The sequence below is a fragment of the Desulfosporosinus acididurans genome, from assembly GCF_001029285.1.
Taxonomy (GTDB): Bacteria; Bacillota; Desulfitobacteriia; order Desulfitobacteriales; family Desulfitobacteriaceae; genus Desulfosporosinus; species Desulfosporosinus acididurans.
Map to the genome: position 1 here is coordinate 99,934 of NZ_LDZY01000013.1, position 19,936 is coordinate 119,869.

At 41.1% G+C, this 19,936-nt stretch carries 19 protein-coding genes; 11 read left to right on the top strand and 8 right to left on the bottom strand.

The genetic code is table 11. From position 1 onward, the window contains the following. Positions 1 to 63 precede the first annotated feature (63 nt). A complete protein-coding gene (locus DEAC_RS17290) occupies positions 64 to 1,344 on the top strand; it encodes a 4Fe-4S dicluster domain-containing protein (RefSeq protein WP_047811322.1) in 1,281 nt (426 codons plus the stop codon). Between the two features lie 121 nt (positions 1,345 to 1,465). Here DEAC_RS17290 and DEAC_RS17295 read toward each other — a convergent pair whose 3' ends face one another. Beyond that, on the bottom strand, positions 1,466 to 2,074 hold the full coding sequence (locus DEAC_RS17295; RefSeq protein WP_047811323.1) for a nitroreductase family protein: 609 nt from the start codon (positions 2,072 to 2,074) through the stop codon (positions 1,466 to 1,468). A gap of 303 nt (positions 2,075 to 2,377) precedes the next feature. Between DEAC_RS17295 and DEAC_RS17300 the strand changes: the two genes are divergently transcribed. The 4 genes from DEAC_RS17300 to DEAC_RS17315 all read left to right on the top strand — a co-directional run bounded on the left by DEAC_RS17300 (position 2,378) and on the right by DEAC_RS17315 (position 6,848). Further along, positions 2,378 to 4,117, top strand: coding sequence for a methyl-accepting chemotaxis protein (locus tag DEAC_RS17300; RefSeq protein WP_047811324.1), 1,740 nt, complete (start codon positions 2,378 to 2,380; stop codon positions 4,115 to 4,117). A 98-nt stretch (positions 4,118 to 4,215) separates the two neighbouring features. Continuing rightward, complete coding sequence (locus tag DEAC_RS17305; protein WP_047811325.1) at positions 4,216 to 4,395, top strand: hypothetical protein; 180 nt, start codon at positions 4,216 to 4,218, stop codon at positions 4,393 to 4,395. Between the two features lie 101 nt (positions 4,396 to 4,496). Beyond that, a complete protein-coding gene (locus DEAC_RS17310; protein ID WP_047811326.1) occupies positions 4,497 to 6,032 on the top strand; it encodes a Na+/H+ antiporter NhaC family protein in 1,536 nt (511 codons plus the stop codon). Between the two features lie 96 nt (positions 6,033 to 6,128). After that, positions 6,129 to 6,848: a M48 family metallopeptidase gene (locus DEAC_RS17315; RefSeq protein WP_047811327.1), complete on the top strand. Its 720-nt coding sequence runs from the start codon at positions 6,129 to 6,131 to the stop codon at positions 6,846 to 6,848. 50 nt (positions 6,849 to 6,898) lie between these two features. On the opposite strand, the gene DEAC_RS17320 is transcribed toward DEAC_RS17315, so the two are convergent. Further along, the gene (locus DEAC_RS17320) at positions 6,899 to 7,822 is read right to left on the bottom strand and encodes a LysR family transcriptional regulator (protein ID WP_047811328.1); all 924 of its coding nucleotides are present in this window, start codon (positions 7,820 to 7,822) and stop codon (positions 6,899 to 6,901) included. Between the two features lie 633 nt (positions 7,823 to 8,455). Between DEAC_RS17320 and DEAC_RS17325 the strand changes: the two genes are divergently transcribed. The 3 genes from DEAC_RS17325 to splB all read left to right on the top strand — a co-directional run bounded on the left by DEAC_RS17325 (position 8,456) and on the right by splB (position 11,712). Then, positions 8,456 to 8,758: a phasin family protein gene (locus tag DEAC_RS17325; protein ID WP_047811329.1), complete on the top strand. Its 303-nt coding sequence runs from the start codon at positions 8,456 to 8,458 to the stop codon at positions 8,756 to 8,758. Between the two features lie 99 nt (positions 8,759 to 8,857). Continuing rightward, positions 8,858 to 10,534: an ABC1 kinase family protein gene (locus DEAC_RS17330; protein WP_047811369.1), complete on the top strand. Its 1,677-nt coding sequence runs from the start codon at positions 8,858 to 8,860 to the stop codon at positions 10,532 to 10,534. 134 nt (positions 10,535 to 10,668) lie between these two features. Further along, on the top strand, positions 10,669 to 11,712 hold the full coding sequence (splB, locus tag DEAC_RS17335; RefSeq protein WP_047811330.1) for a spore photoproduct lyase: 1,044 nt from the start codon (positions 10,669 to 10,671) through the stop codon (positions 11,710 to 11,712). A 163-nt stretch (positions 11,713 to 11,875) separates the two neighbouring features. On the opposite strand, the gene DEAC_RS17340 is transcribed toward splB, so the two are convergent. The 4 genes from DEAC_RS17340 to DEAC_RS23945 form a co-directional block, all read right to left on the bottom strand. Then, positions 11,876 to 12,589 (bottom strand): LutC/YkgG family protein, encoded by a 714-nt coding sequence (locus DEAC_RS17340; RefSeq protein WP_047811331.1) that lies wholly within the window; start codon positions 12,587 to 12,589, stop codon positions 11,876 to 11,878. Between the two features lie 16 nt (positions 12,590 to 12,605). Further along, the gene (locus DEAC_RS17345; protein WP_047811332.1) at positions 12,606 to 14,048 is read right to left on the bottom strand and encodes a LutB/LldF family L-lactate oxidation iron-sulfur protein; all 1,443 of its coding nucleotides are present in this window, start codon (positions 14,046 to 14,048) and stop codon (positions 12,606 to 12,608) included. Next, positions 14,035 to 14,772: a (Fe-S)-binding protein gene (locus DEAC_RS17350; protein WP_047811333.1), complete on the bottom strand. Its 738-nt coding sequence runs from the start codon at positions 14,770 to 14,772 to the stop codon at positions 14,035 to 14,037. Before DEAC_RS17350 ends, DEAC_RS17345 begins: the two co-directional genes overlap by 14 nt. Before the next feature lie 266 nt (positions 14,773 to 15,038). Then, positions 15,039 to 15,209 (bottom strand): hypothetical protein, encoded by a 171-nt coding sequence (locus tag DEAC_RS23945; RefSeq protein WP_172408182.1) that lies wholly within the window; start codon positions 15,207 to 15,209, stop codon positions 15,039 to 15,041. A gap of 575 nt (positions 15,210 to 15,784) precedes the next feature. On the opposite strand from DEAC_RS23945, the gene DEAC_RS17355 reads away from it, so the two are divergent. Next, the gene (locus tag DEAC_RS17355) at positions 15,785 to 16,675 is read left to right on the top strand and encodes a LysR family transcriptional regulator (protein WP_047811334.1); all 891 of its coding nucleotides are present in this window, start codon (positions 15,785 to 15,787) and stop codon (positions 16,673 to 16,675) included. 5 nt (positions 16,676 to 16,680) lie between these two features. Here DEAC_RS17355 and DEAC_RS17360 read toward each other — a convergent pair whose 3' ends face one another. Continuing rightward, on the bottom strand, positions 16,681 to 16,872 hold the full coding sequence (locus DEAC_RS17360) for a hypothetical protein (protein WP_047811335.1): 192 nt from the start codon (positions 16,870 to 16,872) through the stop codon (positions 16,681 to 16,683). 313 nt (positions 16,873 to 17,185) lie between these two features. Here DEAC_RS17360 and DEAC_RS17365 point away from each other — a divergent pair, with 313 nt between their 5' ends. After that, entirely contained in the window at positions 17,186 to 17,533 is a 348-nt protein-coding gene (locus DEAC_RS17365; RefSeq protein WP_047811336.1) for a cupin domain-containing protein, read from the top strand. A gap of 259 nt (positions 17,534 to 17,792) precedes the next feature. Here the strand turns inward: DEAC_RS17365 and DEAC_RS17370 are convergent, their stop codons facing one another. Continuing rightward, on the bottom strand, positions 17,793 to 18,374 hold the full coding sequence (locus DEAC_RS17370; RefSeq protein ID WP_047811337.1) for an HDIG domain-containing metalloprotein: 582 nt from the start codon (positions 18,372 to 18,374) through the stop codon (positions 17,793 to 17,795). A 192-nt stretch (positions 18,375 to 18,566) separates the two neighbouring features. Here DEAC_RS17370 and DEAC_RS17375 point away from each other — a divergent pair, with 192 nt between their 5' ends. Continuing rightward, positions 18,567 to 19,820 carry a Y-family DNA polymerase gene (locus tag DEAC_RS17375; protein WP_047811338.1) on the top strand — a complete coding sequence of 418 codons (1,254 nt, stop codon included), beginning with the start codon at positions 18,567 to 18,569 and terminating at the stop codon, positions 19,818 to 19,820. Positions 19,821 to 19,936 lie beyond the last annotated feature (116 nt).

A 19,936-nucleotide genomic window follows, 5' to 3' on the forward strand; every position in this document is an offset into this window, starting at 1 on the left:
ATATCCCATCTTGTACTATAATTAATCCTAGACTATTAAGTAGGAACATAGAGGAGAGTATTCATGGCACATAGAACGTTGAAAACAGGATATGAGCAATTAAGCGAACGCTTAAATCGATTTCCGCAAGGGGCACCGCCTACAGAATATTTGTTTAAAATACTTAAGGTTCTCATGAGCGAAAAAGAAGCAAGGATTATGTCCAAGCTGCCGATTAAACCATTCACGGTACAAACTGCTAGTGAGGCCTTATCCATGAATTTAAAAGATACGGAAAAACTACTAATAGAACTCGCCTCCAGAGCTCTATTGTTGGATATTGAGGAACCTACAGGTGTGAGAACCTTTGTACTGCCGCCGCCGATGGCCGGCTTTTTCGAATTTTCCTTGATGCGGCTTAATGGGAATAGTAACCAAAGGATCCTTGCCGAACTATTTTATCAGTACTTAAATGTTGAGGAGGATTTTGTTCGCGATTTATTTGTTACCGAAACGAAATTAGGCAGAATTTTTGTCAATGAACAAGCCTTAAGCACTGTTAATGATCTTCACATCTTGGATTATGAACGAAGTAGTGAAATAATTAAAAAAGCCTCCCATATAGGAGTTGGCACTTGTTATTGCAGACATAAAATGAGTCATCTTGGCAAGGCATGTGATGCTCCTCTGGAGATCTGTATGACGTTTGGAGGAACTGCAGCCAGCCTGATTAAATATGGTTATGCCAGAGAAATCACCGTTTCCGAATGTATGAATTTAATTGAAAAGGCTTATGATTATAACTTAGTCCAAATTGGTGAAAACGAACAAGAAGGATTACCTTTTATTTGCAATTGCTGCGGCTGTTGCTGTGAAGCTCTCTTGGCAATAAAACGGTTCGGAACCTTAAACACCATTAATACAACAAATTTCCTGCCAGAGGTAGAAGAAGCCCGCTGCAAAGGCTGTGGAAGCTGTGTTCAAGCCTGTCCCGTAGACGCCTTGTCCCTTGAATCCCAAATAAAAGGCAACAACACTGTCCTTAAAAAAGTTAAATTAGATGAGAATGTCTGCCTGGGATGCGGTGTTTGTGTGCGAAATTGTCATCATGGGGCCTTAAAGCTTAAGCATAGGGATAAACGGGTAATAACCCCTGTCAACTCTGTTCATCGTATCGTTTTGCAAAGTATTGAGCAAGGCAAACTTCATAATCTCATCTTTGATAATCAGGCGTTGTTTAGTCACCGTGCCATGGCTGCAATTTTGGGAGCAATCTTAAAAATGCCTCCCCTTAAACAAATGATGGCAAGCGAACAGGTCAAGTCCAAATATTTATTAGCTCTTATTAAAAATTATAAGGTGTGACAACAATTAGGTAATCTCCTTTATGCCAGCAAAGGAAGAGACTTGTTGAAAGTTCTTCCTTTGTCGGTATTGATTCACCAGTTTTGGCTTTTTAGGGAAGTATGTAGCAGGCAATGATACATTATACTTCTTTAAGAATTAGTTGCTCTAGATCAATTCTCGGGCGTGGCTTAGGGCTTTGATCAGGATAGCCGACAGGGATTAAGGCCACGACACGATAATTTTCACTCAAATCGAGGATTTTCTTAACCTTCTCTTGATCGAACATCATGATCCAACACGTACCAAGACCAAGATCAACAGCTCGTAAAGTAAGATGATCAACAGCAATGGCGGCATTTAACCGCAGATAGCCTTCGGCAGCTGCCGGATCCATGGGTTTGCGTTTGGCATAGGCATCAGGGTCCATTTTTTCAAGAGGAGTATCGTTAAAAGCTCCTGCTTCTTTAAGTTCCCGGGCTCTTGTTCCCATGCCTCCGAAGGACTCCATGTCCACACAGCAGGCAATGACAACAGGTGCTTGGCTGACAAAGGGCAGCGGTGAAGCTTCTGTTAATTGGGCACGTGCAGCATCGCTCTTGATAACTACAAAGCGAGTAGGCTGAAGGTTACTGCCTGAGGGGGCAAGCCGAGCTGCTTCGATCAATTCTTTGATCGCCGTCTCAGGGACTGGATCTGTTTTGAATCTTCGAATACTTCGTCTGGTTTTCAGAGCATCAAGTAATTCCATAGAAATTCATCTTCTTTCCTTAGTAAACTCGCTAGTGCTTGGTATCGTATTCATATCAAGCAAGGCATATGTTCTTACTCCTAACTACTTATATTTTAGGGGATAAGCTCTCTGTTTGCAAATATTGTACTGATTATAAAAAAATGTAAGTTGTTATTTACGTTTAAGGAGAAAGCTTAAATAATTGGCAGTAATTAGAAGGTTATTGCTTTTTGTTGTCGAAATACAAAGGTTAATGATTATGTTATAGTCGGAGAAAAGCTGTTGTAAGAGATTATCTATTGAAATGGAGAGTGTCTGCCTATGAAAAATAAGACGATGAATACAAAATCGGGTATCAACTACGGGATTAGATTTAAATTACAAGCAAGCTTTTTTGCCGTAATTATAATGACACTTTTTGTCGGGGCAGTGGGATATTATGGTATTTACCGGCTTGATCAGAGCGCAAAAGATTTAGGTGATCATTGGTTAAAGGCCGCTAATGCCTTAGCACTGGTAGTTGAGGATACGGAAGATATGCAGCGGACGCTCCTCTTGGGCTTTTCGGAACGAAACGACGCAACAGCGTATCAAGGTGTTAAGTTCAGCTTTCTTAATAATAAAACGAAATGGGAAAGTGATTTTACGACCTATAGCAGATATGTAACGAGCTCCGAGGGGAAAACCAGAAATGAATCTATGAAAAAGGCATTCGATGATTACATAACAGATGCTAATCAGGTTTGGACGTTGATTGAAGACAATAACGACAATGAGGCTCGAACTCTTTTAATCAATAAGAGTAAGGAAAGTTTTGATCAAGTAATCAATGCTATGGAAGCTCAGATATATTTTATGGATAAAGGAGGAGAACAAGCGGTTGCTGACGCCCAGCTTACAAATGCAACTGGCTTAAAGTTTCTAATTATTTTTATTGCAGCCGCCTTTCTCCTCGGAATTGTGCTGACAATATTGTTGGCGAGAAGCATAAGCCGGCCCCTGAATAAGGTCACGATGATTGCTCAATCCGTAGCCAATGGTGATTTAAAGGTTAGTATTCCAGAGATAAAAAATCGGGATGAAATAGGCGTTTTAGCACAAGCCGTAGGGGATATGGTTCGTTCGCTAAGAGAAATTATCGGTGAAGTATTAAATCAATCGGAGAGTGTAGCGGCAACGAGTGAGGAATTGTCGGCAGCTGCCGAAGAAGCAACCACTGCGAGTGAACAAGTTTCCAGTACTTTGGTTCAACTCGCGACTGGTGCATCGAGTCAAGCATTATCGGTAAAGGATACTAGTGTTGTTATCGAACAGATGTCTTCGAGTGCTCAACAGGTGGCAGCTAATACGGAGATTGTTAATCAAAGCAGTGAGAAAGCAGCACAAGCAGCTGATGTGGGATCTCTCCAGGTGGAAAATGCAGTGCGAAAAATCGAACAAATTCGTGAAGCTTCGGTCCAAACCGCTGAGGCCGTATTTCACTTAGGCGAGCAATCGAAAGAGATTGGACAAATTGTTGATGTGATAAAAGGCATTTCGGATCAAACGAATTTATTAGCTTTAAATGCTGCCATTGAGGCGGCACGGGCAGGTGAACACGGAAGGGGTTTTGCGGTGGTTGCTGACGAGGTTAGAAAGTTAGCGGAACAATCTTCTTTATCTGCTACTCAAATCGCATCCTTAATTGATACAATACAACGTGACACGGAACGGGTTGTTGACGGGATGGAGAAAGGCAAGGATGAGGTCGCTGCCGGTGTTGAAGCCGTGAATCTGGCAGGGAGTTCCTTTAGAACTATTGTTGAAGAGGTTAATACTGTCGTTAAACAAATTCAGGAAGTTATTTCTGTTACTCAGCAAATGGCCAGCGGAGCTGTTCATGCTGTGGAATCTGTTAATAATATAGGCGTTATTGCCGAACAGACCGCGGCAAAAGTGGAAGAAGTTTCAGCAACTTCTGAGGAACAAGCGGCAACAATGAGTTCTGTAAGTCAATCTGCTGAGGCCTTGGCAAAGCTGGGTGAAAGTCTGGCTTTATTGGTGAGTAAATTTAACGTTTAGTGAAGATGCGTGTGATTTGAGTTCTGCGCTAAAAGATGTCTCCTGACGAAGAGTTCGGTCTCAGTTTGGAATTCGCTGTTATATAAAGGAGGAAGTATATGGGAACAATGATTGCGGGATTTACTCTGAATAAACTGTTGATGTTGGGCTTAGGTGTTATTGCTGTAGGCTTTATACTAAAAAAGTTGTTTAAGTTGGCAATTGCGGTACTTATCATTGCTGCACTTGTTTATTATGGACTGCCTCTAATTCATACTACAATTAGTACAATTCCCTAATATGCTGATCTCTTGTTCGTAAATCTTTAAATAGCTCTGTATAGATTGCTTTTCAGCGCGGGATATTATATCAATAGCCTACGTTGAAAAGGGGTATTTAAATGCATGGAACTGTATGGTCTTTGTTACCGTTTCTTGTGGTAATTCCACTGGCTCTGTTCACAAGACAGGTCTTGCCGGGCTTAGTTGCCGGTTTGCTAATTGGGGCCTACATGATTAGTCCTACGCCGTTTGGCGGGGTGGATACAGCACTTCAATACATTTTAAAAGAATTAGCTGTTCCGGACAATTTGCGTTTGATCGTCTTCATGTATGGTTTCGGAGCTTTCGTTGGCTTAGTTCGCATTACCGGAGGAGTCAGCGGTTTTGCTCAATTGATGGAAACAAAGATTCATTCCGGACGAGGTGCCTTTATCGTGACTTGGTTATCGTCTTTACTTACTTTCATGGCGCCTGATTTTCGGATCATTACAGTGGGACCGGTTATGAAACAAGTATTCTCGCGTCTTCAAGTTCCTGTCAATAAGGTTGCATTTGTGATTGACGCTACGGCGACACCTTTATGTGCGATTATGCCTTTAGGAACAGTCTTTATTGGTTATAGTATCGGATTGTTGGGGGTGGCGAGCCGGCACCAAGGAATTCCTATGCCCCCCTATAATTTGTTTTTACTCAGCATCCCTTTTAACTTTTTTTCCTTGGCGATGCTTGCTTTTGCTTTGGGCTATACGTTCCTCAAAAGTGATAAGGAACAGGAAAAAAATGTGGGTACTCAACCTGTTGAATCCACAGAGAAAATGAGATCAATTGGTTCGGCGAAATTAGCTTTTGCGGAAACATCGCTGGAATTGTCAATCCCTTCACCTATCTCCAGGGAGAGGAAAAAGAGGGGGCATGACCATGGTGATGAACTATTTCCTGATCCAGTAGAACTTGTCGCTCAAAAGGTTAAGCCGGATGCCCTTAATCTTATTGTACCCTTAGCTCTTTTACTAATCTTAACCTTATTTTTTACCTGGTGGGATGGCCATCTTCATTCTTCAAACATATTAGGGGCCTTTATCCAAGCTAATGCAGCAAAAGCGATGTTAGAAGCCTTGTTATCGACGCTGTTGTTCTCCTTTATTTGGTATGGCTTTCGAAAGGAACCTATCCAACGAACTCTTTTTGGTTTCATGCAAGGCGGCAATGAAATGATGGCTGTGAACGTTCTTTTAGTTTTTGTCTGGGCAGTTTCGGCAATCTCTACGGACCTTGGGTTTGTCACTTATACAGAACAGACAGTGGGACGGATAGTCCCGGCTGCGTTTATTGCACCGGCTTTTTTCGCGCTGGGATGTATGCTCTCCTATGTCATTGGCTCATCCTTCGGTACGTGGGGTATTTTAATGCCTCTGGGGTTTTCGCTGGCAACGACTGAACACGCAGCTTTGCCCTTAATTGCAGGAGCCGTATTTGCCAGCGGTACGTTTGGCGGATTTGTATCGCCCCTAAGTGATAATACTGTGGCCATGGCAACTGTCATGAAAATTCCGGTTATGGATTACGCAAAGTTAAAACTGCGTCTGGGACTTCTCGTTGCAGCTGCCTGTATGATCTTATATGCTCTCGTTGGCTGGTTTTATCGCGGAACATAATTTCAGTCATCTTGAGACGACTAAGGGGACGGTTCAAACAACACATTTTACAAGATGTTGTTTGAACCGTCCCTTAAGTTAGGAGGAGCTCTTACCATGGGCCAAATAAATATCCGAGATGAAATAATCCCCTATGAAGAACGACGGAGCGTTCGCTATCGAAGAATAACATTAAGCATCCTAAATGATCGAATTCGAATTTCAGCGCCCCCAAATGTGTCGAAAAGGCAAATCAAGGAGATATTAAAGGCAAAAGAGGATTGGATTTTAAAATATTGGTTGATCAAACGTCAAAAGCAAGAACATTCGGCAAAAAATTTTACTGTTGGTGAACAATTTCCCTTTCGCGGTCGGCAATTAATCCTATGTTTTCGAAGCCACAATTATCGTCGGATTCGAGTGAATTCAGATGGCCAAATGCTTATTGTGTCATTACCTCAGGACGGTCCTAATTCTCAATCTGCGGAAACTATTCGCAAGCTGATTATTGCTTGGTATAAAGTTCAAGCACGTAACCTTTTCAAGCAAAAGCTTGATGAGCAGGCAAAGAGAATGCAGGTTACATTCCAAAACTTTCGTTTAAAAGATCAAAGAACAAGATGGGGAAGCTGTTCCAGTCGTGGAAACTTAAATTTTAATTGGCGAATTATAATGGCTCCCGATAAAGTGATCGATTATCTTATTATTCACGAACTGGCTCATTTGACGCATCTGAACCACTCGCCGGAATTCTGGCAGCGTGTTAAAACCTTTATGCCGGAATATATGACCTGGAGAAAGTGGCTGAAAGACCATGGACATGAATTAGTGCTCTAGGATAACGGAATTTCCGAAACTGCGAACTACGAAATAGTGAACTCGTTCAGCTAAAGCTGAACATCGATAAAGTTAACAAGAGGACGATCACTAGATTTAAAAAATTCTTCGGCAAATTTCAGCCACAAATTTGCGGCATGTGACAAGGAACGTCCTCTTTTCCAAATGATAGACATACTATGAATGATTTGTGGTTCAGTTAATTGGACAGAGACTATACGATTAGGGTCTAATTCGGAACATACTGCACTTGGTAAGAAAGCGATGCCTAAATTTGCGGCTACCATTTGAGTCATTAGCTCAAGCTGAGACGTTTCAAAAATAATGTTTGGGGAAAAACCAACATTTCTGCATTGATTAATGATTTCATCGTGAAGACTAAAATCTTTACTATATAAAACAAAAAATTCATTAGCCAAGGCTGAGAGTTCAATGGATGGGAGTTGACTTATGGGATTCTGGGAGGAGACGATAACAAAAAGAGGGTCCTTGGAAATAGAAATAGAGTCATAGTAGTGATGATCTGGGACTATGCATACGACACCAGCGTCCAGAGTACCGTCTTTTATAGCAAGTGCCACTTTTTTGGAGCCATATTCAGACAAGCTAATATCAATTAAAGGATACTTCTGTTTAAACTCTCCTAATAATTCGGCAAATATGGTTGAACTAGTTATTGGTAATAAACCAATTGCAATCTTTCCTTTTGCCATTTTGATTTTATTTTCAAAATCAGTCGTTAAATTATGAAACATTACTACAACCTGTTGAGCTTGCTCTAAAAAAATAATTCCTGTATCTGTCAACTGGACGTACTTTGAGTTCCTATTAAATAAGGAAGTGCTAAGTTCAGTTTCCAAATCTTTAATCATTTTACTAATGGCGGATTGTGAGACATGGCAAACCAGAGCCGCTTTACTAAAGCTTTTTTGGCGAGCAACTTCGATAAAATATTCTAAATGTCGAATATCCATTAGTAACACCTCCAAATACAGTTTAATATGAATTTCCATCATAGTAAAGATAACAATTATATGTTTTGTTTATGTTTTACTGCGCTTAGAATAAAGTCAGAAATAACAACAAAGGATAAAAAATAAGTAACAAACATGTCTAAATTATCTGGGAAAGGCTGTGATTCGAATGAAGAAAGATAGCAACCCAACGGTTAAAGAACATGAAGAAAACAAGAAAAAGGAACCGTCTGATTTAACCCAAACAAAAGAATTTTGGTCAACTCTAGGAGTTATTAGTTAAAGCAATTAAATTTCTAGGTACCTTCTGTATTAATGAACGAAATTATCCATATACAGAAAATGGGCTGCTTGATCTCAAAAGAGGTTAAGCAACTGTTTACCATAATTAATCAACCTGGGAAACTGAAGTGAATCGACACTTCGGTTTTCTTTTTAGTGAACTCATTCAGCTTTAGCCGCACGAGTTCACTATCGAAAGACTCCCCTGGAAATGTACATTAGAGAAAACCTAATAAGTTAGAGGTGTTTTGTAAATAATCATAAAGAAGTTAAAATAGATATAAGCATCATAGAATGAAAAAACTATTGTTGAATAATTAGGTTGGATATTATAAAGGAGGAATATTGATTATGAAAGATTTGCTTCGAAAAGGGTTGGCATTTGGTTTGGGATTAGCGGTTGTCAGCAGAGAACAGATTGAAAAGTTTGTAGACGAGATGGTAAGAAGAGGAGAAGTAACCTCCTCAGAATCGAAGGATTTAATTCAGGAATTGCTCGAAAAAGGTGAAGCTCAAAGGAAGGAAATGAATAGCTCTATTCACAATCAATTAGAAAAAATGCTGAAAGAGCTGAATGTAGCTACTAAGGCGGATATTGAAGGATTGGAAAAGCGCATTTCGGAATTAGAGGCTATCGTTAAGAACCAGGAATAGTTGATCCACTTGGGAATTGCGAGGGGCCTATCTCTATTGGGGATTATATTTCTTTTGGCAAAGTAATGACTTTGATAGAGGGGACATTAGGACATTATGATGATCGGGAAGAGGATACGGCATTTAAAACGATATCGAGATGTTGCAAAGGTTCTCGCTCGCCATGGATTTGGTTTTTTTGTTGAGGAAATCGGACTTATTCACATGCTTTCTCTTCCTAAACGCCTTTTTACAGATTGGGAGGACATTGATCCCATGTCCATGGGAGAACGAGTACGTCAAGTTCTTGAAGAATTAGGTCCTGCCTACATTAAAATTGGTCAGATTGCCAGCACCCGCGCAGATATATTTCCGGAGGAGATCATTGAGGAACTAGAAAAATTGCAGGATAATGTTCCTCCCTTTTCCTTTCAGGAAGTGCACCGGATTATTGAAGAGGAATTAGGATCCCCGGTTGAAGAGATTTTTTCGATGTTTGAAAAAACAGCTGTTGCAGCGGCTTCAATTGGGCAGGTGCATCTTGCTCAATTGCGAACGGGAGAGAAGGTTGCAGTAAAAGTTCAACGTCCAAACATCAAAGATCTTATTGACACGGATTTGGAAATTCTGCTTGATCTGGCAACTTTAGCAGAACATCGGATGGTTCGTATGGAACGCTTGCAATTACGAGATGTTGTCGAAGAATTTGCCAAATCTTTGCGCAATGAACTGGATTATACTATTGAAGCACGTAATGCTGAAAAAATTGCTAAACAATTTAAAGATGATTCAAATATTCATATTCCTGGTATATTTTGGGATTATTCAACCAGTAAAGTGTTAACCATGGAGTACGTGGAAGGCCTCAAGCTGAATTTGTATGACGAGATTGATGCCAAGGGTTATAAGCGCAAAGAGATTGCTGACCGCCTGGTGAAAGCGCTTTTTCATCAGGTATTAATCGAAGGATTCTTCCATGGCGATCCTCATCCGGGAAATATCTTCATCTTAGAAGGAGGAGAAATCTCCTTTATTGATTTTGGTATGGTGGGCAGACTTACTCAGGAAATGAAAAACAATTTCGCCTCTATGGTCATTGCCATGATGCGTCAGAATACGGAAAGCATGATTCAGGCAATTTTAAGGATTGGCATTGTTCCGGATGATGTAAATTTGCCGCTTCTCTCCAAGGATGTGGATGATTTGCGGGAAAAGTACATGGATGTTCCTATGAGTCGGATTAGTCTGGGCAAAGCTATTGGAGATCTTTTGGGTGTGGCCTATCGGCATCAGATCAGAATTCCTGCCGATTTTACCTTATTAGCAAAATGTTTATTGCTTTTAGAGGGAATTGTAGAGAAACTTGATCCTCAGCTGAGTATCATGGATATGGCTAAACCCTTTGGAGTTCGTTTGCTCAAGGAACGCTATCATCCGAAAACTATTGCTGGTCGAGTGTGGCATAACATCTCAGATTTTAGTGAGCTTTTAGTTGATTTGCCAAAACAGATGAAGGTCTTAATGCGTGATGTTTTAAGGGGAAGAATTCATTTAGATATAGGTATCCCCGAGCTCGATGTGTTTTTGCGCAGAATAGATCGGATTTCTAATCAGATCACCTTTAGTATTGTGTTATTGTCCTTTAGCATCGTAATGATGGGTTTGATCATTGCTTCGGCTTTAGGCCGGCAGCCGATCATGCTCTGGAAAATGCCGGCTATTGAAATTGGTTTTGGTGCCGCTGCTATGATGCTGATTTGGTTGTTTATTTCTATATTTCGATCCGGAAAGTTCTAATGTAACGTTTACTTTGCTAACATCGTAGCTTGGAGTTGCCGCAACTTTGGAAAAGGAATGAAGTGAAATTAGGGCAATGATTCTTGGAGTTGAATCTTCTGCTTAGGGGTAACCTAAGTATGAGGTGAAAGACTGTGACAGAAGAATTTGTTCCGCAGCGTGTCTTTTTCGAACCATCGGCTCTTGAATATCCTTTGGGGAAGCTTTTAGTGGAGGATTTTCGCAGAATGGGTGTTTCTGTGACTCCAACACCTTCTCACAACAGAGTCACGGGAATACCCGGGAAAAATCCGGCTCAGGCTTACCGTGAAGCAAAACGGACTTTGGTTATAGGCGTAAGACGGAGTGAAAAATTTCAAACTTGTAAACCATCGGCACATTACCAGCTGCCTTTAGTAACCAGTTGTCCGGGGATGTGTGAATATTGCTATTTGTCGACGACCTTGGGGAAGAAGCCTTATGTGCGTGTTTATGTGAATATCGAGGAGATCTTGGGAATTGCCTCTAAGCTAATACAAGAGCGTTCACCTGAAATTACATTTTTTGAAGGAGCTGCGACATCTGATCCCATTCCTGTAGAGAGATATACGGGGGCTCTAAAACGGGCGATTAATTTTTTTGGGCTCGAACAAAATGGGCGTTTTCGTTTCGTAACGAAATTTACTGCTGTGGATTCCTTGCTCTCAGCTCGTCACGAGGGGCATACACGCTTTCGCTTCAGCCTGAATTGCGACTATGTTGTGAACAAGTTTGAACATTTGACGCCTTCTCCTGAACAGCGAATTATTGCTTCCGGTAAGGTACTTAAGGCAGGTTATCCCTTAGGTTTTATTATTGCGCCTATTTTTAAGTTTTCCGGCTGGAAAGAGGAATATGAACGTTTACTGGAGAGAACAGCGGAAGAATTAACACGCCTGGCACCTATGGGATGGTCTCCAGAGCAGCTGACCCTTGAGTTTATTTCTCACCGGTACACTTTGAAAGCGAAAGCAACAATTCTTGAGATTTACCCAAATTCTTCATTGCCTATGGCAGAGGAAGAACGTAAGTTTAAATATGGCCAGTTTGGCTATGGAAAATATGTTTATCCTAATGAAGATCTCGAAGAGTTAAAAGAATTCTTCAGAAAACAAGCAGATATCTATTTTCCTATGGCAAAAGTGGAATATTTTATATAATCAAGGCCTGAAAGACACACATTAATTACTCTGCTCCCTGTCAAGGGAAGCATACCATTAATAGGCGTTTTTCAGGCTAATTTGGCTAATTTCGGTGGACCTAGAGTCCAACCTTCAGTGCGATTGCAATTGTCGGGCCAGGCGCTTTTGCGAACCATTGTGATCAGTCACCTGAATTTGAAGCTGTGTCCTCAGAATCATTAATGAGAAGAACGTAGACTTCTATCGGACCATGTACACCAATGGACAGATCCATTTCAATATCCGAGGTCCTGCTGGGCCCTGTAATAAACTCCAGCGCTGCCGGTGGGTTCTCCAAGACAGAAACTTCAGAAAGGATTTCAGCAATAGTATTTCTGATTTTTGACGTTTCCATAATCGTCAGGTGGCGGGGAGGAAGTAAGCTGACGGCCCGTCCCCGCTGAGGATTGCTGCTGGTTACGATGCTGCCGGAGAGAGCAACCCCCCAGTCCGCTCCCGTTACGCCAAGCTCGGCCTGCGCAGCTAATTGGTGTCGGTCTTGAGGGGAGGGGGCCGCTTGTGAATAGCGGGCCAGCGGCCAGTTTAAGGTTGTAAACGCGGATTCAGCAAATGCGGGGAGCAAGTTCCAGCTTACTATCCTTCCTTGATTAGTGGTTTGATCAAAGGAAAGATCGCCGAACCATTCTTGGAGACATCGGATCGCTTCATCCGGTGATTTCACAATGGCTCCTTTACCACCTAAAGCTTGCCAATTATCTAGAAAGGTTCTTACCCGCTCTTGGCTTGAGACTTGGAAAGAAGGAACGTTGAAAGCCACCGGTTCTGGAGCTGATTGGGGAGTAGAGCGCCCAAGTTTTGAGGCCAGGAGACTAATAAAATCGTTTGTGTTGGTCATTTGATCTCACCTCGACTTACTCTTTAGAGTTGGGAGTAGGGATAGTCCCTTTGTGCTTTGCTTCGGCCCATAGGTACATAAAGGATTTGGAGGCGACTTTTGGCAAGGTCTTGCTTTTGGTCCAATTGGAGAGAGGAGGCGGACCGCTGACAATCCGGTCACGCTGTACAAAGGGAAACTGAAATCTCGCACCTAGACGCAGAGCCTGGCGCAAGGTTTTTTCATGCGTAAACATATAACGATAGGCCTGGAATATTCGTTTTTCAATTTGCGGAGTATGCCCTGTCATAGTCTTACGGGCTCTGAGTTTAACCAGAAGGTCATGAAGAGGAATACGCACGGGACAGGCTTCGGTACAGGCACCGCAAAGAGAAGAAAAGTAAGGCAGATGCCCCCATTTTTCCCAATCATTTTCCAAAAGGGGCGTAATGACAGAACCTATCGGTCCCGCATAAACAGATCCATATGCATGTCCTCCAATTTGGCGGTAAACGGGGCAAACGTTAAAACAGGCTCCGCAGCGAATACATTTTAAGGACTGGCGGAAGGTAGGATCACCAAGAATTTCAGAACGGTTATGATCTAAAATGACCAGATGAAATTCTTCTGGTCCATCAGGATCGGTTGATTGCTTGGGAGGCGTAAGGATTGTCGTATAACTTGAAAGACGCTGCCCTGTCGCACTGCGGCCGAGGAGATTCAGCAGGACGCTGAGTTCACGGAAGGAGGGTACAATGCGCTCCATCCCCATAAGGGTAATCTGGACACGGGGCAGGGTGCTTACCATGCGCCCGTTTCCTTCATTAGTAACCATTGTGATACTGCCTGTCTCAGCGACGGCAAAATTACACCCGGTGATGCCAATATCACCCTGTAAGAATTTTTGACGCATTTGCTGCCGCACAAACCGTGTGAGGGTGGGTGTATCTGAACTAAGAGGGCGGCCAGCGAGAGGTTCAAAGATTTCGGCGACTTGTTGGCGGGTTTTATGCATAGCAGGAACGATAATATGAGAAGGTACTTCTCCGGCAACTTGTAGTATGTATTCTCCCAAGTCTGTCTCAACAACACTGATGCCGTCCTTTTCTAAGACTTTGTTAAGATGAATTTCTTCGGAAACCATGGATTTCGATTTAATAATTGTTTGGGCGCCATGGTCGCGGGCAATCCTGCTCACTATGTCAACGGCTTCAGAAGGGGTTTGGGCAAGATGGACGTGGCCCCCGTTTTTTTCGACTTGTGTTATGAGTTGTTGGAGATAATAGTCCAAATTGGCAATAACATGAGAACGAATTGTATCCCCGGCCAAGCGCCACTTCTCCCAATCTCCCAGCTCATCTGCTGCATTGTATTTGTTATGGCGCAAACGGTCTGTGGCTCGCCGAGTCGCTTTACGCAAAAAGTTGTTGGTTAGAGCATTATCGACTCGTTTTTCAACGATAGGTTTATATGTGGACATTCTTCATTCCCTCCCCAAGTAACTGAATAATATGCATGGTTTTAATCGGTTTATTGATTTTCTCCAGATAACCGGAGATATTCATGAGGCAGCCCAGATCCAGACCAAGCAGTAAATCAGCTCCTGACTCTAAAACGTGTTCCGCTTTTTCTGCGACCATGGCTTCGGAAATTTTTGGCATCTTGACCGAAAAGGTCCCGCCAAAACCACAACACAATTGGGATTCAGGCAAAGGAAGAAGTTCAAGATCTTGGACATGTTCAATCAGGGTAAGGGGAGCATCCTTGATTTCTAAAAGCCGGGTGGCATGACAGGAAGGATGATAGGTGGCTTTGGCCTTATATTTGGCCCCTAAATCGGGTTTCTGCAAGACATCAACAATGAATTGAGTAAATTCATAGCTTTTGTGAATCAAGTCTTCAGCCTTAGCAAGATAGACTGGATCATTTTCAAAAAGAAATGGATAGTAATGATGAATCATAGCTATGCATGATCCACTCGGTCCGACGACAACTTCGCTCTTCTCAAAGGCATCAATAAGTGTACGAGCTACCTCCCGCGCATCATCGAAATAACCGGAATTAAAGGCAATTTGCCCGCAGCAGGCTTGTCCATCGGGCACATCAACGGTATGCCCCAAGTATGTGAGAATTTTTGCCATCGTCAGATCAACGTCTGGATAAAGAGCATTCGCCAGACAGGTGGCAAAGAGGGAAACTTTCATAACTGACCATCCCTTCGTTAAAACTATTCACGCATAGTATAAAGTTAGTATTTCCTAAAACTATGAGTTTTGATGCGGTAGGGATGACTTTGGGATGATTTATCTGAGTATAAATATAAAGGAGAAGTTTAGGCAAAATAGGCCTAAACTTCTCCTTTGAAATACTAGAATTAATAGCAAATGAAATAACTTTCATAATGTAGATACAGTACATAGCTCATAATGAGCAAGCAAGAGTGAACATTTAAGTAAGATAAAAGACTATATTAGCCAAGGATAGGAACATTGGGTTCATTATACCAAATTGAAATTACAGTTGTTGATCCTGTACTTTGAGCAATATTAACAACTTTAACCCAACTGTTATCCTCTAACCATTGATTAATTTCTTTTTCCAAAATTCTTGGGTCGGGGGAAGTGAAAATTTTTACATTCATAGGGGTTAGTTCGTCCTTTCACTGCAATATTAACGTTCTTTTGGTAGTAAAGCTTTAAACATATCATAGCTGCTATGTGAAGAATGTCAAGGTAGTTGCTCTGCTAACTCAGCACAGGAAATTCTAACGAATGCACAAAAAAAGTCAGGCTCAATAAGCCCGGCTTTTTTGTGCATGTTATTCCTCTGGAGTAAATACCTGCGGCCTTCAAGTTAGGGCCGTTTTTATTCACTTCGCTGCAATATTGGCTAATGTTTCCTTCGATTCCTTAACGTCAACATATACAGGGCAACCCATGACGTACATTAAAAGCTGTTTTTTCATTATATATACCCTCCTTTTTTCTACATACCAAACGTTAATTACTTGATAATGTTTGTTTGTAAATTATAGTAAAGTATTCCTTGCTTTACTATATCTATCATCTCCTGGTTTCTGTATTTATTTTAAATCCTTTTCATACATAAGTGAAATACATAGTTGGAATATAATTTATTGCCAAGACGAATAAATAAATATAGCATATAAATGATTCCCTTTATCTATATAAACGAAACCAAGAGGAGGATATATCGATGGATATTCGCCAATTAGTTTATTTCGCTGAGGTTGTAAAGCGCAAGGGTTTTTCTAAGGCAGGGGAATCCCTTCATATTACTCAGCCTACTATCAGTAAGATGATCAAAGGTATGGAAGACGAATTGGGAGCCACTTTGTTAGAACGGACAACTAAAAAAGTTGAACTAACCGATATAGGAGAAGTCGTCTACAGACATGCGCTAAACATTGTTCAATCCATGGAAAGCCTCGAAGCCGAATTAGACGACGTACGGCAAGTTCGAAAAGGATATATAAGAATGGGTCTTCTCCCTATGATTGGTTATAACTTTATTTCAAGGATTATAGCGGAATTTCAGAAACTGCATCCGCACATAACGATTCAGATTTTGGAAAATGGTGCGCGAGAAGTTGAACATTCTATTTCCGCAGGTGATATTGATCTGGGAATCGTCGTTTTGCCCGTTAGTGAAGACGTTTTTGAATGTCTTCCAGTCGTCGAAGAGCATTTGAAGTTACTGGTCCATCCGAAACACCACTTAGCAAGCAGTCATGAAGTGAGCTTAGAAGAATTGAAAGAAGAAACGTTTATTTTTTATCCAGAAAACTTTGCCCTATACTATCACATAAAGGAAGCCTGCCAGAAAGCAGGCTTTAATCCCAACGTGCTTTATGAAAGTTCGCAATGGGATTTTATTAGTGAAATGGTAGCCGACAACCTAGGAGTCGCTTTTTTGCCGGATAGTATATGCAAAAACTTGGATTCTTCGCGTATAAAGGTTATCCCTTTGGCACCGCCTGGTATTCCTCGTTACTTGGCATTCATTTGGCGGAGGAATACTTACCTGAAGTTTGCTGCAAGGGAATTTATTAGTTTTGTCAGAACTCAACTAGAGCCAGTGATCTAGAATTATCACTGAAGATGTGCACATCGATCACAAAGTACGTAAGTTTTTTGATCAGTTATTCCAGAAAAAAAGATGGTTTTATTACATTCCTGACAGACGATGTGATAGGGATAGAGTATAGTCTTAGGTTCGCCGAAATCAGCGTTCAGGTCTGAAGTATAGTTGCTGATTTCCTTTGAAGTGTACATTTTGTTCATGATATTCCTCCCATTCAAGTCACAGTGAATTGCAAAAGCAGCTAAGGTAAGTTTGTGAAAAACAAAGGAACAAAGGTTTTTAGGGGTAAAATTTGTGTAAACATAGTATTGACTATAATATTTGCGAAAAATTCTCCAAGGATAATTAACTTATAGCATAATTGTAGTTTAAAGACAAACCATTGGAAGTTGCCTTGGACGGGGAATCTTCGAAGTATTATAGAAAATACAGCCAATGTTTTAAGCTTATAGAGGAATTCAAACTCAAAGGTAGAATCTAGTAGAAGATCAGAATATTTGAGGAGGAGATCTCATGATTGTTGCTCAAGAAAAAGATGCTTTGAGAATTAAACTTGAAGGTGATGCCGTAAAAAATGTCTATAAAAAAGTGCTTGTATCCCCGCGTGAAGGCTGGGAAGGGTATGTTATGCGGCTTTTTGATCTGGAAGCAGAAGGATATACTCCTAAACATAGTCACCCTTGGCCTCATATTAACTATATTGTCCGGGGGAAGGGAATTCTTCATCTCGATGGGGTAGATCATGAAGTTGAGGCAGGTTCTTACGCTTATGTTCCGGAAAACGCTCTTCACCAATTTTCCAATCGAGGCGGGGAATTGTTTTCAATGATTTGTATTGTCCCGGAAGAAGGGGACAAGTAAGATACTTTTAGTATAAGGATTATTTTATCAGAATAAGAATGTGATAATATTGCTCGCTTTATAAAAGATTCATGAAAAGGCCATGAATCTTTTTGCTTTCTTGTTATGCTTTTTCATAAATAAAACCATGCATTTAAGTGGATGATTTAAACCACTATTTATGCATGGCTTTGTTTTAGTTTTTTTAATCAAAAGGTCTCTGAAATGGAGTCTGAAATTATGAGCTGTGCGGGATATATACGTGATATATATAATAATCCTAAAGCTGTCCTTTTAAGCCAATAGCTTCTGCCGCACTTTGCATCCCCTTGATAGTCTCTCCGATAATATAGTCTAGTTCCATGCCTAACATTTTTGCGCCTTGTTCAATGACTTCGCGGTTTACTCCGGCGGCAAAGCTTTTTTGCTTCCACTTCTTTTTAACCGATTTAACTTCAAGATCAAGAATGCTTTTGCTTGGCCGCAAGAGGGCTGTGGCAGCGATTAGGCCAGTTAATTCATCAATAGTGAATAATATCTTTTCCATTGTGTGAATAGGTTCAACGTCACAGCATAGACCCCAACCATGACTTTGTACTGCATGGATATAGTCTTCAGGCAAGTTGTGTTCTGTTAGCAGCTCTTTAGCTTTTAGGCAGTGCTGCTCGGGATACATTTCATAATCAACATCATGCAATAATCCGATAATGCCCCACTTTTCTTTTTCAGGTTCGCCAAGTATATCGGCAAAATGAAGCATTACAGCTTCCACAGAGAGAGCATGGGTAATCAGGCTGTCACTCTTATTATATTTCGTTAAAATATCATAGGCTTGTTCTCTGGTTGGTATTAGCTGTTCCACTATATATGCCTCTTTTCCTTAATTGTTATAAAAAATACTAAACGTTTATTCTTTCCATGTCAACCTCCGGCTCAAAGCACTCTGCTGTTGATATTTCCATTGCGCATGGTTATAATTAGAACATAGGTTCGACTAAGACAAATAAATGTGCTATTCGTGGTAGGCTCTAAATTAATGGGTGGTGTTATAATAATGGCCAAAAACTACGTTTTTCATATTGATGCAAATTCTGCCTACCTATCTTGGGAAGCTTCGTTTCGTCTTCAACAGGGTGATTCACTCGATTTACGGACAGTTCCAGCAGTCGTCGGCGGTGATCCAAGTACCCGTCATGGCATAGTGCTTACAAAATCAATACCTGCCAAAAAGTTTAATATTCAAACAGGCGAAACTCTTTACTCGGCATGTCAAAAATGTCCAGGGTTAATTATTGTCCCACCGAATTATACCCTTTATCGCCAGTGCAGTGATGCGATGGTTGAGATTCTTCAAGAGTATAGTCCAGTGGTCCAACGTTTTTCGGTTGATGAATGTTTTTTGGATTTTTCCGGAATGGAATTGTGTTTCAAGGACCCTATAAAAACTGCTTACGAAATCAAGGATCGAATAAGAAACGAACTGGGTTTTACCGTAAATATTGGAGTTTCTACGAATAAGTTATTGGCTAAGATGGCAGGAGAGCTGAAAAAGCCGGATATGGTCCATACTATTTTCCCTCAAGAAGTTCCTGCAAAAATGTGGCCTCTGCCGATTGAGGAACTTTTCATGGTTGGAAGAGCAACTTCTAAAAAGCTTAGATCCCGGGGAATTCGAACGATCGGAGAATTGGCTAATTTTGACTTGAAACTGATTAAGCTATTTCTCAAATCCCACGGGGTTCTAATTTGGAATTATGCCAACGGTCTTGATTATTCACCTGTCCGAAAGGGTGGTTCCTTTGCAGTAAAGGGTATGGGCAACTCAACTACTATTCCCTTTGATGTAGAGGATCGAAGAAATGCTCATCTTGTTATGCTTTCTCTTGTTGAATCCGTAAGTGCCCGGCTGCGTCAGGCCAATCTTTTAGCCCGGCTGGTATCCATATCCTTTCGAACTAATGAATTTTATAGCTGTTCGCATCAGCGCAAGCTTTTTAATGCTACCGATTGTACCGATGAAATTTGGGAAATAGCTTGTAATCTTTTCGATGAATTATGGGATAATCAGCCTCTCAGACATATGGGACTGCGTGTATCCGAACTCTGTCAAAACGATTTTTACCAAACCTCTTTATTTGGCAAGAATTTTGCCAAACGACGTAAGGTTGATAATACTATCGATATAATTAGGGATAAATTCGGGTCTTCTGCCATTTTTAGATCGGCATTTCTGTACAGTGGGCTTCATTCAATAACCGGCGGAGTCATTGAAAACGAAGACTATCCTATGATGACAAGCCTTTTATAAGGACAGGAAAAATTTGTCCTTAACTATAAAGAGGGATTTAACAATCTTCATTGAATATCAGGATAAGGAATTCCCTTAATTGATATTTCGGCAATTTGGGGAAACAGAGGTGAGAA

What these genes read in the sequence shown, in the direction of transcription:
- DEAC_RS17290 (WP_047811322.1), top strand. Translation starts at nt 64, where the DNA reads ATGGCACATAGAACGTTGAAAACAGGATATGAGCAATTAAGCGAACGC.
- DEAC_RS17295 (WP_047811323.1), bottom strand. Translation starts at nt 2,074, where the DNA reads ATGGAATTACTTGATGCTCTGAAAACCAGACGAAGTATTCGAAGATTC.
- DEAC_RS17300 (WP_047811324.1), top strand. Translation starts at nt 2,378, where the DNA reads ATGAAAAATAAGACGATGAATACAAAATCGGGTATCAACTACGGGATT.
- DEAC_RS17305 (WP_047811325.1), top strand. Translation starts at nt 4,216, where the DNA reads ATGGGAACAATGATTGCGGGATTTACTCTGAATAAACTGTTGATGTTG.
- DEAC_RS17310 (WP_047811326.1), top strand. Translation starts at nt 4,497, where the DNA reads ATGCATGGAACTGTATGGTCTTTGTTACCGTTTCTTGTGGTAATTCCA.
- DEAC_RS17315 (WP_047811327.1), top strand. Translation starts at nt 6,129, where the DNA reads ATGGGCCAAATAAATATCCGAGATGAAATAATCCCCTATGAAGAACGA.
- DEAC_RS17320 (WP_047811328.1), bottom strand. Translation starts at nt 7,822, where the DNA reads ATGGATATTCGACATTTAGAATATTTTATCGAAGTTGCTCGCCAAAAA.
- DEAC_RS17325 (WP_047811329.1), top strand. Translation starts at nt 8,456, where the DNA reads ATGAAAGATTTGCTTCGAAAAGGGTTGGCATTTGGTTTGGGATTAGCG.
- DEAC_RS17330 (WP_047811369.1), top strand. Translation starts at nt 8,858, where the DNA reads ATGATCGGGAAGAGGATACGGCATTTAAAACGATATCGAGATGTTGCA.
- DEAC_RS17340 (WP_047811331.1), bottom strand. Translation starts at nt 12,589, where the DNA reads ATGACCAACACAAACGATTTTATTAGTCTCCTGGCCTCAAAACTTGGG.
- DEAC_RS17345 (WP_047811332.1), bottom strand. Translation starts at nt 14,048, where the DNA reads ATGTCCACATATAAACCTATCGTTGAAAAACGAGTCGATAATGCTCTA.
- DEAC_RS17350 (WP_047811333.1), bottom strand. Translation starts at nt 14,772, where the DNA reads ATGAAAGTTTCCCTCTTTGCCACCTGTCTGGCGAATGCTCTTTATCCA.
- DEAC_RS23945 (WP_172408182.1), bottom strand. Translation starts at nt 15,209, where the DNA reads ATGAATGTAAAAATTTTCACTTCCCCCGACCCAAGAATTTTGGAAAAA.
- DEAC_RS17355 (WP_047811334.1), top strand. Translation starts at nt 15,785, where the DNA reads ATGGATATTCGCCAATTAGTTTATTTCGCTGAGGTTGTAAAGCGCAAG.
- DEAC_RS17360 (WP_047811335.1), bottom strand. Translation starts at nt 16,872, where the DNA reads ATGAACAAAATGTACACTTCAAAGGAAATCAGCAACTATACTTCAGAC.
- DEAC_RS17365 (WP_047811336.1), top strand. Translation starts at nt 17,186, where the DNA reads ATGATTGTTGCTCAAGAAAAAGATGCTTTGAGAATTAAACTTGAAGGT.
- DEAC_RS17375 (WP_047811338.1), top strand. Translation starts at nt 18,567, where the DNA reads ATGGCCAAAAACTACGTTTTTCATATTGATGCAAATTCTGCCTACCTA.